The following is a 13,341-nucleotide window of genomic DNA, read 5'->3' as shown; positions in this document are numbered from 1 at the left end:
CACCGATGCCTACATTCACTCTCACCGCACGAGCCGAGGCACCGGTCGAGGAAGTGTGGAAGCTGCTGCACGATCCCGCGCGCTTCCCGGAGTGGTGGGCGGGCATCGAGACCGTCGCCACCGCCGGGGACGGCCGGTACACCATGTGGCCGACCGGCTATCCGGACTTCCCGATGGCGCAGCAGCTGCGGGCCGACGCCCCGGACGGCCGGGTGACGATCTCCTGCCTGGTCTCCGACCTGGTCTTCCGCTGGCGGCTGCGCGCGGACGACGAGGCGACCGACATCGACGTCGAGGTCGAGATCCCGGACCGTGAAGCGCATCGGCTGCCGGACCAGCGCCGGCAGCTCGAGCTCTCGCTGGCCACGCTCACCGCGCTGGCGGCCCGGATCAGCTGATGGCCGGATGGGCCGTCACCGGCGTGGCGTGACGGCCCATTGGTCCGATGGTCAGCTGCCCGTGCCGCGCATGGACAGCGTGCGGTCGCTGATGGAGCCGCTCCCGTTGAGGTCCCAGCGCGTCCCGGCGGCGAAGACCGTCGGGCCGGTGGTCGCGGCCACGGAGTAGAGCAGCCCGCCGATCTGCTGCTGCGGCACGGTCTCGCTGGTGAACGCGGTGCCGTTCCACCGCTGGACGATCGGCTGGCTCTGCCCACCGGCCGAGGCATAGCCGACGGCCCACACCTGGTTCGGCGCGACGCCGGCGACGCCGTACAGGATGTTGTTGCCGGATCCGCCGGTCGGCGCCGTGGGGATCTCGCTCCAGGTCAAACCATTCCAGTGGTACGCCACCGGCGTGGAATAACCATTCTTCGAGCCGACCGCCCACACGTCGTTCGCGGACAGCGCGGCGACCGAATGCAGGAACGTGCCGGATCCCGACTCGGGCATGGGCGTCTCCGTCCAGGCGGTCCCGTTGTAGTGGACCGCGAGCGGGTGCCCGAGCACGCCCTTCTCGCCGCTGTTGGTGTAATAGCCGACCGCCCAGACGTCGTTCGGCCCGGTGCCGGCGATGCCCTCCAGGGAGGTGCCGGACGTTCCCGGGTCGGGCGCGGTGACCTGCGACCAGGCGCTGCCGTTCCAGTGCAGCATCAGCGCCTCGCCGTGCAGGGAGCTGTCGTAGTACCAGCCGACCGCCCAGGCGTTGCCGGTCGAGAACGCTTTCACCCCGTACAGCTGCCGGAAGTTTGTTCCTGGTTGTGGTGTCGCGACCGTGGACCAGGAGGTGCCGTTCCAGTGCTCGGCGAGGGTGGTGCGCGGCATCCCGTTGACGCCGGACGACCCGTTGGCGTAGCCGACCGCCCACGCGTCGGTCGCCGAGCTGGCGTCGACGTCGCGCAGCTCGTTGTAGTATTGGGTGGCGTTCGGGCTGGTCACGGTCGACCACGAGGTGCCGTTCCAGCGCTCGATCAGGGTGCGCGGGGCGGCGAGGTTGGTGTCGTACCAGCTACCGACCGCCCACGCGGAGGTGGCCGACAGCGCGGCGCTGCCGTAGAGCTCGTTGGCGATGGTGCCGCGGTTGGGTGTGGTGAGCACGGACCACGAGGTGGCCGCGCGGGCCGGCGCGGCGACCGCCGCCACGAGCGCGAAGCCCGCGACCACGGCCAGGCCGCTCCGGTAAGCCTTTCCGGACATGGCAGAACTCCTCCGTCGCGGGCGGCCGGGTCCACAGTCCGGCCACCGTACGGGAGGACGATCGCATCAGGCGCTGGAACGGACCTGACGCGGCGCTGAAATGCGTTCCGGCCGCTCAGACCCCGCTGGGCTAGCGTGGTGGACATGGCGACCACGGTGTTACGCGTCCGGCTCATCGGTGGTGACCGCATGGACATCACGTACGGCAGATCCGATATCTCGGACGAGGACGAGGTCGTGGAGCACGTGATCTCGACGCTGGCGCAGGATTCGGGAATGCTGCGCGCCCAGCACGGCGATCGGCTGATCGTGCTTTACGGCCGAGGTGTCGCCGCGATCGAGGTCGCGCCGCGCGGTGCTGTGCTGTAGGCCCCGCTGACCGCGAAGGGGTGGCGGTGCCGGCACATCGCATCGGCTCCATGGTCGATGGCCGACAAGGGCCGTCCGGCGCCGTCGGTGCCGGGCGCGGGAGACGGCGCCACGAACAAAGTGGCGTGGTCGTGATTCGGTGTCATTCAGTACCTTCAGGTCGGTGACGCCCAAAAGTCGGCGTTACCCCACCGTACGCGCCTTCCACTCGATAGCGAGTACGGTGGGTGTTGATCGATGGCGCCGTCATCGGTGCCGGCCTCGGCCGGTGTGCGTGGCCGGAAGCCGCGTGCCCCACGGCCTCGATAGACCTCGTCCTCGCCCGCTCGACCGGGTTGGGCCCGCGCCTGCGACGGTCCCCGGACGACGGGAATGCCCATGGCACGCCTGAAATACCCCTCCGATTCAGCGCATTTCGACCCGCCTCGGGTGCGGCTCGAGCCGGTCCGTGACCATCACCTGCTGCTCGACGGCAGTTGGTGGCCCGACTCGGGTGATCTGGACGTGGAGTTGCACGCGCTGCTGCCGATCCTCGATCGGGTCCGCGGGCCGGTGACGCGGCTGCTGCTCAGCGCCGTGGGCTGGACGACCCGGCCGCACCAGGTGGTCGACGTCGATCGCACCGTCAGCGTCGGCTACCTGTCCGATCAGCCGCCGTCGATGATGACCGTTCTCTGCGCCGACGGCGGTACCTTCATGATGCGTGTCATCCCGTGCGGGCCGGCGCCCGAGAGACTTTCGTAGCTGTCGCTCTGCTTCGGGGATGAGAGACTCGGCTCGTGAAGCAAGCAGTGCGCCCGGCCATCGATCGCGTCCGCCCCTAGTGCGGGATCGAGGCCGCCGGTTTGGTCCCGGGAGCGAGCCGGCGGGCCGCGCGGCCCCGGCGGATGTCGCGTTCCCGGCGGATGTCGCGTTCCCGGCGCTGGTGGAGGACGACCTCGACGACCTTTACGACAACGCGCCGTGCGGCTTCCTCTCCACGCTGCCGGACGGCACGATCGCCAAGGTCAACGCCACCCTTCTCGCCTGGCTGGGGTACACGGGCGCGGACCTGATCGGTCGCCGCCGCTTCGTCGATCTGCTCGCACCCGGCAGCCGCCTCCTCTACGAGACGCGTTACGTGCCACTCCTGCGGCTGGAGGGCGAGGCCCGGGGCGTCGCGCTGGAGATGCTCGCCGGCGACGACCCCGTACTGCCGGTTCTCATCACCTCCACGGTCAAGACCGGGCGGGACGGCGTTCCGCTGCTGATCCGCACCACCGTCTTCGACGCCCGCGAGCGACGCGCGTACGAGAACGAGTTGCTCCTGGCGCGTCAGGCCGCCGATCGGGAACGGGACCGTCTCCGCCTGCTCGTCGGCGGGCTCCAGCGCAGCCTGCTGCCCGCGTCACTGGCGGTTCCGCCCGGCATGACCACGGCTTCCCACTACCGCATGGCCGCCCCCGACGAGGTCGGCGGAGACTTCTACGACCTCTTCCGGCTGCCGGACGACCGGTGGGGGTTCTTTCTCGGCGACGTACGCGGGAAGGGGATAGCCGCCGCCGCGGTGACCGCCGCCGCCCGGTACACGCTGCGCGCGGCCGCCGTCTACGACCCGGAGCCGGCCGCCGTGCTGCGGAATCTCAACACCGTCCTCTACCAGGACTACGCCGCGCCCGAGCACCGGCACTGCACCGTCATCTTCGGTGTGCTCGAGCGGCAGGGCGACGGCTTCACCGCAACCGTCGCCTCCGGCGGTCACCCGCCGGCCCTGGTGGTCCGCGCCGACGGCTCCGCCGCGTACCACCCCACGATGGGCGGCACGCTGATCGGCATTCTGGCCGAGCCGCGCCTGGTGACCCGGACGATCTCCCTGCGGGCGGGCGACACCTTGATCCTGTACAGCGACGGGCTGACCGAGGCGCGAACCCGGACCGGCCGGCGGTACGGCGACGAGTCGCTACGGCAGTTCGTGCGGAATCTGGGTCCGGCCGGCGCCGCGGCCGTCGTCGACGCGCTGAGCGGACTGCTCACCACGTTCGCCGAGGTCGACGACGACGTCGCGGTGATCGCGCTGACCGTGACCTAGCGGTTCACGCGTGCCCGGGGTGGATCGACAGACGCACCCCGGTGCCGGTCTCCTCGACCATGAAGCCGTCCGCGGGCTCGTCGCCGGTGAGCATCGCGTCGTAGAGCTCGGCATTGGTGATGTCGATCCGGCCGCCGGCCCGAGCGATCAGCACGATCAGGACGGCTCGCAGGTTCGTGTCACTGAGGTAGCGCACGCGGTCACCTTCCTCGAACTTGCAAGATCCGGTCGATGGGCAGGCGCGGGCTGCGCGGCGCGACCGCCGGGCCGTGCTGGTGTCCGAGACGCATTGCCAGGTACGGGTGGCCGAGATCGGCGAACGTGCGGCGCAGCGACTGCCGGGCCGGCAGGCGCTCGATCGGCGCGCTGAACGGCAGCACGGACACGTCCATCGCCGTCGCGACCAGCCAGGCCGCCGACAGCGCCTCGCCGGCGCGTAACCAGTCCGCCCTCTCGTCGCCGGGACCGAAGAGCACCGCGAACGTCGCCGCCCGGTCGTGCGCGGCCGCCTGCCGGGGCAGACCGAGATCCCCGCCGGCGCCGGCGATCCGGTCCCGGCCGGCCCAGCGCGCCAGCTCGTCGTACCACTGTGCCTCGACCGGATCGACCTCGTGGGTGGGCTCCGACGCCAGGACCAGGCGCAGGATCTCGTCCGGACGCAACACGTGCAGCCGTACGCCCTCGTCCTCCACGGCCGTACGGAGCGCGGCCAGGTCGGCCGAGCGCAGCGGGCCTCCGGTGACCGGGCGTGGATCGGTGTGCCGCAGCCGGATGTTCTGGGCGCCATGCGCGGCCCGCCGGCCGATCGGGGCCACCGCGTCGATGCGCAACCGGGCCAGGTGATCGGGGTCGGCGTCGTCGGGCTGCCGGGTGGTCGTCGCGCGCCAGCCCTGAGCGGCCAGGGCCAGCCGGGCGTGCTGCAGGGCCGCGCCGCAACCGATCTGGGCGAGCCGCCCGTCGGGATCGCCGGCATGGGCCATCCGGCCCGGTTCGAGGAACAGGTCCAGACCGTCGTCGGACAGCCGCCACTGCCATGGCTGAGCGTTGTCGGCGGACGGCGCATACCGGGCGGCGGAGACCGCACGGTACAGCGCCTCGGTCGAGGTGCGGGCGTCGATCGGCCGGGCCACGGGCACGTACGAGGGAGAGTCGGTCGGCATCGCCTTGGTCCTGTCGTCGGGCCCAGGTGAGCGCCGGTCCCGAGAAGGCACGGCAGGGGACAAGGTCCATCGAGGACGGGTGAGATCCGTCATGGGCCCTCGGTCAGGGCCGGTTCACGGACGTGTGACTCCGAATCTTCACCATACGCTCTCCGGCCGTGGTCAGGCCGTCTCCGTGTCATCCGATACCAGCAGGTCGTAGAGCCCGCTGATCTCGAGAACACGGCCCACCGCTCGCGACACCCGGCCCACGACGAACCGGCGGCCGACCTCGCCGGCGTGGTGGTAGGCACTGACCAGAATGCCGAGGGCCGCCGAGTCGAGGAAGCTGACGGCGGCCAGGTCGGCGACGACGCGTACGGTGTCCGGCTTGTCGAGCTCGTCGATGAGCAACGCCCGCAGCGGCTCGACGGCGGTGAAGTCGATTTCTCCGGTCAGGAGAACGATGCGGGTTCCGTCGTCGGAGGTGATCTCGGCCGTCCATGGCGGGCTGCTGGTCATTGCCGCGTCCTCGGGTCGCAATGGTGCGCTCGGCCGCCGGCACCGCAACGCTTGGCCTGAAAACATCCTCATACCCGCGGCCACCGAGATCATGCGCCGTGACCGCGCTCGGCGTCGCCGGCTCGCCCGGACAGCCGCCATGGGCGAATACTGGCTGCTTAGCCGAGCGGCCTGGGGGTATGCCGTGGCCGTGACGGCTCAGCGTTCCGTGCGGTGGGTGGGCGCCTGGCGGCAGCTGCGTCGCCGGGTGGGGTGGCTCGATCATGTGATCCGGGCCGGCGTGCGTTACGACGAGGCCGACGGCGGCCGGCTCGCCGCCGCGGTGACGTACTACGCGTTCTTCGCCACCTTCGCGATGGGGTTGCTGGGCGTCGCGATCTTCGGCTTTCTCCTGGACGACCCGTCGGTGCTGAGGTCGGTCGAGCGCTACGTCGCGGAGGACCTGCCGCACCTCGACGTGCAGGCGCTGCGCAACGCCCGGGGCGCGGTCGGCGTCATCGCGTTCATCGGCCTGCCGATCACCGGGTGGTTCTGGGTGGATGCGTTGCGCTCGTCGATCCGCCGGATCTGGCGGCTCGCCGAATATCCCGGCCGCCTCGCCATCCGGGTGCTCGTGGACCTGCTCGTACTGGCCGGGCTGGGGTTGCTGCTGACCGCCTCGCTGGCGGTGGCGTACGCGACCACGGTCGCGGCGAACCGTCTGGTCGATGCCGCGAACACCGACGGCGACCTCTCGCGATGGCTGCTCAGCGCCGTCGGGCTCCTGGTGGGCATCGGGGTGAACACGGTTCTCGCCTGCGCCGCGCTGACCGGACTTCCACGCGTACGGATGCCGCTGCGGCGCCTGCTCGGCCCGGCGGTGCTGGTCGCGCTCGGCTTGGAACTGCTCAAGACCCTCGGGCGCCTGTACGTGCAGCACACCGAGGCCAATCCGACCTATCAGCTCGTCGCCGGCTCGGTCGGACTGCTGGTCTTCCTGAACGCGATCAACCAGATGGTGCTGTTCGCGGCGGCGCTCACGGCGACGAGCACCGCCGGTCACACCTCGGATTTCGCCGTCGATCCCGGGCGGGAACCTCGTCCAGCTCGTACGGCGATCGGGCCGGCCGACGAATAAACAAGGGTGCTGGCACCCCTTGCCCGGGGGGTGCCTGCACTCCTGATTTCGTGGTCCGGCGCGCCGAGACTGAGACGATGACGGTAACCACAGCACGACCGCGGGCCACCGCCGGCAGCGATTTCGCGGGCTTGAACCGGCTGGTGAACGCGAGCGGCCTGCTGCGGCGGAAACCGGCCTACTACGCCCTGCGCATGACGATCGTGGGCTTGATGGTCGCGGGCGGCTGGGCGGCCTTCTTCCTGATCGGGTCCTCCTGGTGGACGCTGCTGGTGGCGGCGTTCATGGCGGTGACCTTCGCCCAGCTGGGGCTGCTCGGGCACGACCTGGCCCACCGGCAGGTCTTCCGGACCAAGCGGCCCAGCGAGATCGTCGGCCGGATCGTCGCCAACCTCGGCGTGGGCATGAGCTACGGCTGGTGGATGGACAAGCACACCCGCCACCACAACAACCCCAACCACGACGACCTCGACCCGGACGTCGCGCCCGAGGTGCTGATCTGGGCCAGCAAGTCGGCGCTGGGCCGGCGGGGTCTGGCCGCGTTCATAACCCGTCATCAAGCGGGGCTCTTCTTCCCGCTGCTGACCCTGCTCAGCACCGACCTGAAGGTGTCCAGCCTCAAGGCCTTGCGCGCCGGCATCGTCAAGCGGCCGGTCCTCGAGTCCGCGCTGCTGCTGGTGCACGCGGTCGCGTACCTGTCGGTGCTCTTCATCGTGCTCTCGCCGCTGCAGGCCGTCGCCTTCCTGGTCGTGCACCAGGCGCTGTTCGGTGTCTACCTGGGCATGACGTTCGCGCCCAACCACAAGGGCATGCCCCACCCGACCGGCGACGAGGACTACCTGCGCAAGCAGGTGGTGACCTCCCGCAACGTCCGCGGCGGCCGGCTCACCGACATCGCCCTCGGCGGCCTCAACTACCAGATCGAACACCACCTGTTCCCCGCCATGCCGACCCCGAACCTGCGCAAGGTCCAGCCGATCGTGCGGCAGTACTGCGCCGAGGCCGGCGTGCCGTACGAGGAGACCGGACTGATCGAGTCGTACCGGCAGGCGCTGCGGCACCTGCACGAGGTCGGAGCCCCGCTGCGCACGGCCCGGCGCACCCGGCGTCCATGATGGATGCGGGTCAGGCGTGGACCAGGACGCCGGCCGACACGGTCGTGTCCGCGGCGGTTGACATCAGCGGCGACTGATCGCATCGCTGCGAGCGGATCGAGCGTTTATGATCCGAATACTCGAGGTGATGCCGTGTCGATGGATGGGTCGCCGGCCGCGGTCTGTTACGACGCCGCCCACGGAGTCGATTACCCCAGGCCGCGGCTGCGTGGTGTGCTGCATCAGGTGTCGTTCGTGGTCTGCCTGGTGGCCGGACCGCTGCTGATCGTCGTCGCGCACGGCGTGACCGCCAAGATTGCCGCCGGGGTTTACGCGGCCGGCGTCACCGGGATGTTCGCCGCCAGCGCCCTGTACCACCGGATCAGGTGGCGGGAGACGGCACGCCGGCGCATGCAGCGCCTCGACCACGCCATGATCTTCATTCTGATCGCCGGCACGTACACCCCCGTCCTCCTGCTTCGCATGCCCCAGCCGTACGGCGTGATCGGGTTGTTTGCCGTCTGGGGACTCGCCCTGGGCGGCCTTGCCGTGCACATGGTCTGGCTCGACGCGCCTGAGCGGCTGATCGGCGGCATCTACCTCGGCCTGGGCTGGCTCGCGGTGCCCGCCTTCCCCGTCCTGCTGCACCGCATGGCCCCGGGCGGGCTTGTCCTGATCATCGCCGGCGGACTGCTCTACACCCTCGGCGCCCTCGGCTATCACCGCCGCTGGCCCAACCCCGCGCCCACCGTCTTCGGCTTCCACGAGGTCTTCCACACCTTCGTCACCGCCGCCGTCGCCTGCCACTACCTCGCGATCGCGTTCTTCGTCCTGTAACGAGAGGCCAGATCCCATGATCGCGGCCCTGGTGACGACCGCCGCCGTCTCGGCCGCGTCCGCGTTCGTCCCGGCCATACCGATCGAGGCCTACCTGGTCGCGGCGGTCACGACGACCGGCGCCGATCCGGTGGCACTCGGTATCGCGGCCGGACTGGGCCAGACGGCCGGCAAGCTGTTGACCTTCCTGGCCGCGCGCGGCGTCGTCCGGTCGAGCCGACTCCGGCGATGGCTGGAACGGCGCACCGGGCCAGCGGGAGGTTCGCCGCACCGCACATGGGCGCGCCTCGCCCTGGCCCGCGAACGCATGGCCGCGGCCCTGAGCCGCGCCGTGCCGCCGGCGATCGGGCGCTGGTCGAAGGCCGCCGCCCGGTCCGTACGTGTCGCGTCCAAGCGGCTGATCGTCCTTCTGGACCGACCCGTCCTCGCGGTGCCGACCGTGTTCCTGAGTGCGCTACTCGGCATACCGCCGCTGCTGGTGACCACTGTCTACGCTGCCGGCACCCACATGTCGGCCACAACCTTCGGTGTCATCTGCCTCGTCGGGCGCTCGATCCGCTTCATCGCCATCGCGCTCGCCCCCCAGCTGGTGAAGTAACTCTTCCCGCCGTCAAGCACACCGGCCTGGACGACGATCCCGGTGTCCTTGCCCCGCGGATCACGGACGGCTAGTGGCGGACCGACCGGCGGCGGACCACTCCGATCGCGGCGGTTCCGATGAACAGGACGATCCCGATGATCGCGAGCCAGAGCAGTCCGTTGATGGCGAAGCCGACGATCGTCAGAATGAGCCAGAGCATGAGAAAGACGATCAAGAGTACGAGCATGACTGCTGAGCCTCCACACCCGGCGCATGAGCAGCGCGCCGATTACCGGCAGCCGGGGTCTGGGGCGACAATTTCACCGTACGCCCGTTTTCGGCCTGCCGCTTGTCTCAGCCGGCCATGATCCGGACATCCTGCATCGCGCCGGCCATCATGTGCAGCCGGTCCGCGGGGACGTAGCGGCGCAGCAGCGGGAACTCGTCTCTCTCCTCGTGCGCGGCGTGGCTGAGCAGCGCTCCGGACAACGCCGCGAACCTCTCGTCGAAGGCCGGGTGCTCGACGCCGAGCCGGCCGAGCTCGGCGAGCGACCGATCGAGCCGTTCGCCCTCCACCTGACAGGCGAGGGCGACGGCGTCGCCGTCCGGGCCGCTGTTGCGGACGGCCGGATGGGCAACGGACCGTTCCGCGAGCTCGTGCAGGTGGACGGCTTGTTGCAGGGCGGCGAGCGGGTACTTCTTCCGGTTGCGCTCGGCGCCTCGGACGGCGGCGCACAGCCGGCGGATCTCCTCGTGCTCGCGACGCAGCACGTCCACGGCGTCGGGCAAGATCACTACCTGGAAATCTTCCACGGTCGGCCTCTCGGCGGGACGAACGGCGCCGGGGTCCAAGGCGATGACACCGCCGACTGTACGCGTCGCTTGTGCTTTCGGGGGATGGGTGCTCCACTGTCGTTAGCACTCGCCTGGTGCGAGTGCCAACCGAATGGGATGGAGCCCCCGGGAGGGGGACCGTGGCAGCGGCCATCGCAGGTCGGCCCGAGCAGGTGCTGCACGTGGGCACGACGATGGTGAGGATTCCACAGATGGCGAAGTTGATCGCGTTCGGTGAAGAGGCTCGCCGTGGCCTGGAGCGGGGCATGAATGTCCTCGCCGACACGGTGAAGGTGACACTGGGCCCGAGGGGCCGCAACGTCGTGCTGGGCACGAACTGGGGCGCACCCACGATCACCAACGACGGGGTGAGCATCGCCCGGGAGATCGAGCTCGACGACCCGTACGAGAAGCTCGGCGCCGAGCTGGTCAAGGAGGTCGCGAAGAAGACCGACGAGATCGCCGGGGACGGAACGACGACGGCGACCGTGCTGGCTCAGGCCCTGGTACGCGAAGGGCTGCGCAACGTCGCCGCCGGCGCGAGTCCGATCGCGCTCAAGCGCGGCATCGAGCAGGCAGTCGCCGCGGTGACCGAGGCGCTGGCCAAGCAGGCCCGGGACGTCGAGACCAGGGAGCAGATAGCGGCCACCGCGTCGATCTCGGCCGGCGACACGGCGGTCGGCGAGACGATCGCCGAGGCGATGGACAAGGTCGGCAAGGAAGGCGTCATCACCGTCGAGGAGGGCAACACCTTCGGCCTCGAACTCGAGCTCACCGAGGGCATGCGCTTCGACAAGGGCTACATCTCCCCGCACTTCATCACCGACGCCGAGCGGCTGGAGGCGGTGCTCGACGACCCGTACGTGCTGATCGTCGAGGACCGGATCTCGAACCTGAACGATCTGCTGCCCATCCTGGAGAAGGTCATCCAGGCGGGGAAGCCGCTGCTGATCGTCGCGGAGGACGTCGACGGCCAGGCCCTGGCGACGCTGGTCGTCAACAACCTCCGGGGCACGTTCACGTCGGTGGCGGTCAAGGCGCCCGGCTTCGGTGACCGGCGCAAGGCCATGCTGGCCGACCTCGCCGTGCTCACCGGCGGCCAGGTCGTCACCGCGACCGTCGGCATCACCCTGGACAACGCCGGGATCGATGTTCTGGGCCGGGCCCGCCGGGTCGTGGTGACCAAGGACGAGACCACCGTCGTGGACGGCGCCGGCGACGCCGCCGAGATCAACGGGCGGGTCGCCCAGCTCCGGGCCGAGATCGACGGCAGCGAGTCCGACTACGACCGGGAGAAGCTGCAGGAGCGGCTGGCGAAACTGGCCGGCGGGGTTGCGGTGATCAAGGTCGGGGCGGCCACCGAGGTCGAGCTCAAGGAGCGCAAGCACCGCATCGAGGACGCCGTGCGCAACGCCAAGGCCGCCATCGAGGAAGGCCTGCTGCCCGGGGGCGGGGTGGCGCTGGCCAACGCCGCCGACACCGCGTTCGACAAGCTCGACCTGACCGGCGACGAGGCCACCGGCGCGAACATCGTGCGGGTCGCGCTCACCGCGCCGCTGCGGCAGATCGCCGAGAACGCCGGACTCGAGGGCGGCGTCGTCGTCGGCAAGGTCGGCTCACTTCCGGCCGGTCACGGTCTCAACGCCGCCACCGGCGAGTACGTCGACATGATCGAGGACGGCATCGTCGAACCGGCCAAGGTGACCCGGTCGGCGCTGCAGAACGCCGCGTCCATCGCCGCGTTGTTCCTCACCACCGAGGTGCTCGTCGCCGACAAGCCCTGACCCGGCGCGGAAATGCCGATCACCTGGACCTGACCGTCGAGAAGGAGCGGCCGCGATCGCGTCGGCCGGCACCCGGCCGGCGCCGCGGTAGAACGTCCCGGGCTGGTTGGGGGCCGTGTCTCGACGGTCATGTGGTCTGGCCTTCAGTCCGTAAAGGGGCGGGGTTGGATTGACCATTCTGGGCCAGGACGGTGAGGAAGCCGCCGACGAACGTGTCGCCGAGCCCGACGGTCGTCGGGTTCTCGGCGCGCAGCGCGAAGCCGGGGACGCAGTCGACACGCTCGCCCAGGCGCGAGCGCAGGGCCGCCGCGAACGCGACCGACTCGGGCCGCCGTGGCATCCGGCGCAGGCGTTCGACGTCGTCGTCCGTGAAGTCGTCGCCGTAGCAGTAGCGGGTGGCCGCCATGACGGTGCCGGTGTCGAGGGCGGCGGTGCGATCGCGCGCGCCGAGCGCCGCGGCCCAGTACTTCGTGTGCAACACCAGCGCCGGCACCGGGATGAGCGCGTGCAGGGCGGTGAGTGCCTCGGCGACCTGATCCGGGTCCAGCAGGTCGACCGTCGTTCCCAGGTACGCCTGCAGCTCGTCCTCGTTCAGCCCGTACACGTCGATCTCGTCGAGCAGAGCGTCGCGGACCCGGCGGCTGAAGGCCGGCTCGTGGTAGGCGGCGTCCTCGAAGTAGGTCACCGCGTCCGGCGGCAACTGCCGCATGTGCTCGCGCAGGAGGGCCAGCCGCGCGTCGAGCTCGGCCTCGTCGCGCATGGCGTTGAGACCCGAGATCAGGAAGACGGACGCGTGGCTGAGCCGGGCGCCGAGATCGCCGGTGAGCCGCATGTCGCCGTTGGCCGGGTCGTTCACGTAGATCAGGCGGTTGGGGGACGGCGCGACGATGTCGAGGTCGCCGGCACGGATCCGCAGGCCGCGGTCGTACTGGACGATGAGGTGGGGATAGAAGGTGTCGTCGGCGCCGCTGTTGACATAGACCGTGTCCGGCGGCAGGAGCCGTCGGAAGGTGTCGTTGACGGTCACCAGGTGCAGCGTCGACGGCACGCCGAGCCGGCTCATCAGGATCCCCGCCCGCACCGAGGTGCCGCCGAGAGTCTCCCGGTGCGGGAATCTGTTCGCGAAGGCCGACAGGGCCGGGGCGGAGGCGACGTAGTGCTCGCCGCCCGCGCCCCGGGCCACGTATCCCAGGATCGACACCACCAGGTCCCGTTCGCCGACGACCGGACCGGCCGGCGCCGTCAGCTCTTCGGCGACGATGCCGTAGTCGGCGATCAACTGCGCCAGGGCGGAGGCGGTCAGCTTCAGCTCGTAGTCGACACAGCCGCCGAGGCCGAGCAGTACGCGGGACGGGTCGGCCAT

Annotated in this window: 16 protein-coding genes; 9 read left to right on the top strand and 7 right to left on the bottom strand. The window is 70.4% G+C overall.

Translation table 11 applies throughout. The annotated features are described in order from the left end of the window. The first annotated feature begins 5 nt into the window (after positions 1-5). Complete coding sequence (locus tag A3CQ_RS0148880) at positions 6-398, top strand: SRPBCC family protein (protein WP_051115568.1); 393 nt, start codon at positions 6-8, stop codon at positions 396-398. Between the two features lie 51 nt (positions 399-449). On the opposite strand, the gene A3CQ_RS0148875 is transcribed toward A3CQ_RS0148880, so the two are convergent. Then, positions 450-1,634 carry a beta propeller repeat protein gene (locus A3CQ_RS0148875; RefSeq protein ID WP_020518302.1) on the bottom strand — a complete coding sequence of 395 codons (1,185 nt, stop codon included), beginning with the start codon at positions 1,632-1,634 and terminating at the stop codon, positions 450-452. Positions 1,635-1,778: 144 nt separating this feature from the next. Between A3CQ_RS0148875 and A3CQ_RS0148870 the strand changes: the two genes are divergently transcribed. The 3 genes from A3CQ_RS0148870 to A3CQ_RS0148860 all read left to right on the top strand — a co-directional run bounded on the left by A3CQ_RS0148870 (position 1,779) and on the right by A3CQ_RS0148860 (position 4,071). Continuing rightward, on the top strand, positions 1,779-2,003 hold the full coding sequence (locus tag A3CQ_RS0148870) for a hypothetical protein (protein WP_020518301.1): 225 nt from the start codon (positions 1,779-1,781) through the stop codon (positions 2,001-2,003). 378 nt (positions 2,004-2,381) lie between these two features. Next, positions 2,382-2,747: a DUF5994 family protein gene (locus A3CQ_RS58360; protein ID WP_020518300.1), complete on the top strand. Its 366-nt coding sequence runs from the start codon at positions 2,382-2,384 to the stop codon at positions 2,745-2,747. Positions 2,748-2,928: 181 nt separating this feature from the next. Then, positions 2,929-4,071, top strand: coding sequence for a PP2C family protein-serine/threonine phosphatase (locus A3CQ_RS0148860; protein ID WP_245577687.1), 1,143 nt, complete (start codon positions 2,929-2,931; stop codon positions 4,069-4,071). Between the two features lie 4 nt (positions 4,072-4,075). Here the strand turns inward: A3CQ_RS0148860 and A3CQ_RS0148855 are convergent, their stop codons facing one another. From A3CQ_RS0148855 to A3CQ_RS0148845, 3 genes are all read right to left on the bottom strand, one after another. Then, positions 4,076-4,267 (bottom strand): hypothetical protein, encoded by a 192-nt coding sequence (locus A3CQ_RS0148855; protein WP_020518298.1) that lies wholly within the window; start codon positions 4,265-4,267, stop codon positions 4,076-4,078. Positions 4,268-4,271: 4 nt separating this feature from the next. After that, positions 4,272-5,231, bottom strand: a complete 960-nt coding sequence (locus tag A3CQ_RS0148850; RefSeq protein ID WP_020518297.1) for a nitroreductase family protein — start codon at positions 5,229-5,231, stop codon at positions 4,272-4,274. Positions 5,232-5,393: 162 nt separating this feature from the next. Next, a complete protein-coding gene (locus tag A3CQ_RS0148845) occupies positions 5,394-5,732 on the bottom strand; it encodes an STAS domain-containing protein (RefSeq protein ID WP_020518296.1) in 339 nt (112 codons plus the stop codon). A gap of 190 nt (positions 5,733-5,922) precedes the next feature. On the opposite strand from A3CQ_RS0148845, the gene A3CQ_RS0148840 reads away from it, so the two are divergent. The 4 genes from A3CQ_RS0148840 (at position 5,923) to A3CQ_RS0148825 (ending at position 9,378) form a co-directional block, all read left to right on the top strand. Then, positions 5,923-6,849, top strand: a complete 927-nt coding sequence (locus A3CQ_RS0148840) for a YihY/virulence factor BrkB family protein (protein ID WP_051115579.1) — start codon at positions 5,923-5,925, stop codon at positions 6,847-6,849. A gap of 77 nt (positions 6,850-6,926) precedes the next feature. Beyond that, entirely contained in the window at positions 6,927-7,964 is a 1,038-nt protein-coding gene (locus tag A3CQ_RS0148835) for a fatty acid desaturase family protein (protein ID WP_020518294.1), read from the top strand. A gap of 138 nt (positions 7,965-8,102) precedes the next feature. Beyond that, complete coding sequence (gene trhA, locus A3CQ_RS0148830) at positions 8,103-8,780, top strand: PAQR family membrane homeostasis protein TrhA (protein WP_020518293.1); 678 nt, start codon at positions 8,103-8,105, stop codon at positions 8,778-8,780. A 16-nt stretch (positions 8,781-8,796) separates the two neighbouring features. Then, on the top strand, positions 8,797-9,378 hold the full coding sequence (locus A3CQ_RS0148825) for a hypothetical protein (protein ID WP_020518292.1): 582 nt from the start codon (positions 8,797-8,799) through the stop codon (positions 9,376-9,378). A 70-nt stretch (positions 9,379-9,448) separates the two neighbouring features. Here the strand turns inward: A3CQ_RS0148825 and A3CQ_RS61925 are convergent, their stop codons facing one another. After that, positions 9,449-9,607, bottom strand: a complete 159-nt coding sequence (locus A3CQ_RS61925; protein ID WP_020518291.1) for a hypothetical protein — start codon at positions 9,605-9,607, stop codon at positions 9,449-9,451. A gap of 107 nt (positions 9,608-9,714) precedes the next feature. Continuing rightward, a complete protein-coding gene (locus A3CQ_RS56630; protein WP_020518290.1) occupies positions 9,715-10,155 on the bottom strand; it encodes a hemerythrin domain-containing protein in 441 nt (146 codons plus the stop codon). Positions 10,156-10,406: 251 nt separating this feature from the next. Here A3CQ_RS56630 and groL point away from each other — a divergent pair, with 251 nt between their 5' ends. After that, positions 10,407-11,978, top strand: coding sequence for a chaperonin GroEL (groL, locus tag A3CQ_RS0148810; protein WP_020518289.1), 1,572 nt, complete (start codon positions 10,407-10,409; stop codon positions 11,976-11,978). Between the two features lie 127 nt (positions 11,979-12,105). Here groL and A3CQ_RS56625 read toward each other — a convergent pair whose 3' ends face one another. Further along, positions 12,106-13,341 (bottom strand): ADP-dependent glucokinase/phosphofructokinase, encoded by a 1,236-nt coding sequence (locus A3CQ_RS56625; RefSeq protein ID WP_020518288.1) that lies wholly within the window; start codon positions 13,339-13,341, stop codon positions 12,106-12,108.

Source organism: Paractinoplanes globisporus DSM 43857 (assembly GCF_000379645.1).
Classification (GTDB): domain Bacteria; phylum Actinomycetota; class Actinomycetes; order Mycobacteriales; family Micromonosporaceae; genus Actinoplanes; species Actinoplanes globisporus.
The sequence above is the reverse complement of the archived record's forward strand: the minus strand, read 5'-3'. Positions and strand labels throughout refer to the sequence as shown.

What these genes read in the sequence shown, in the direction of transcription:
- A3CQ_RS0148870 (WP_020518301.1), top strand. Translation starts at nt 1,779, where the DNA reads ATGGCGACCACGGTGTTACGCGTCCGGCTCATCGGTGGTGACCGCATG.
- A3CQ_RS0148845 (WP_020518296.1), bottom strand. Translation starts at nt 5,732, where the DNA reads ATGACCAGCAGCCCGCCATGGACGGCCGAGATCACCTCCGACGACGGA.
- A3CQ_RS0148875 (WP_020518302.1), bottom strand. Translation starts at nt 1,634, where the DNA reads ATGTCCGGAAAGGCTTACCGGAGCGGCCTGGCCGTGGTCGCGGGCTTC.
- groL (WP_020518289.1), top strand. Translation starts at nt 10,407, where the DNA reads ATGGCGAAGTTGATCGCGTTCGGTGAAGAGGCTCGCCGTGGCCTGGAG.
- A3CQ_RS0148825 (WP_020518292.1), top strand. Translation starts at nt 8,797, where the DNA reads ATGATCGCGGCCCTGGTGACGACCGCCGCCGTCTCGGCCGCGTCCGCG.
- A3CQ_RS0148880 (WP_051115568.1), top strand. Translation starts at nt 6, where the DNA reads ATGCCTACATTCACTCTCACCGCACGAGCCGAGGCACCGGTCGAGGAA.
- A3CQ_RS61925 (WP_020518291.1), bottom strand. Translation starts at nt 9,607, where the DNA reads ATGCTCGTACTCTTGATCGTCTTTCTCATGCTCTGGCTCATTCTGACG.
- A3CQ_RS56625 (WP_020518288.1), bottom strand. Translation starts at nt 13,341, where the DNA reads ATGGCCGACCCGTCCCGCGTACTGCTCGGCCTCGGCGGCTGTGTCGAC.
- trhA (WP_020518293.1), top strand. Translation starts at nt 8,103, where the DNA reads ATGGATGGGTCGCCGGCCGCGGTCTGTTACGACGCCGCCCACGGAGTC.
- A3CQ_RS0148850 (WP_020518297.1), bottom strand. Translation starts at nt 5,231, where the DNA reads ATGCCGACCGACTCTCCCTCGTACGTGCCCGTGGCCCGGCCGATCGAC.
- A3CQ_RS0148835 (WP_020518294.1), top strand. Translation starts at nt 6,927, where the DNA reads ATGACGGTAACCACAGCACGACCGCGGGCCACCGCCGGCAGCGATTTC.
- A3CQ_RS58360 (WP_020518300.1), top strand. Translation starts at nt 2,382, where the DNA reads ATGGCACGCCTGAAATACCCCTCCGATTCAGCGCATTTCGACCCGCCT.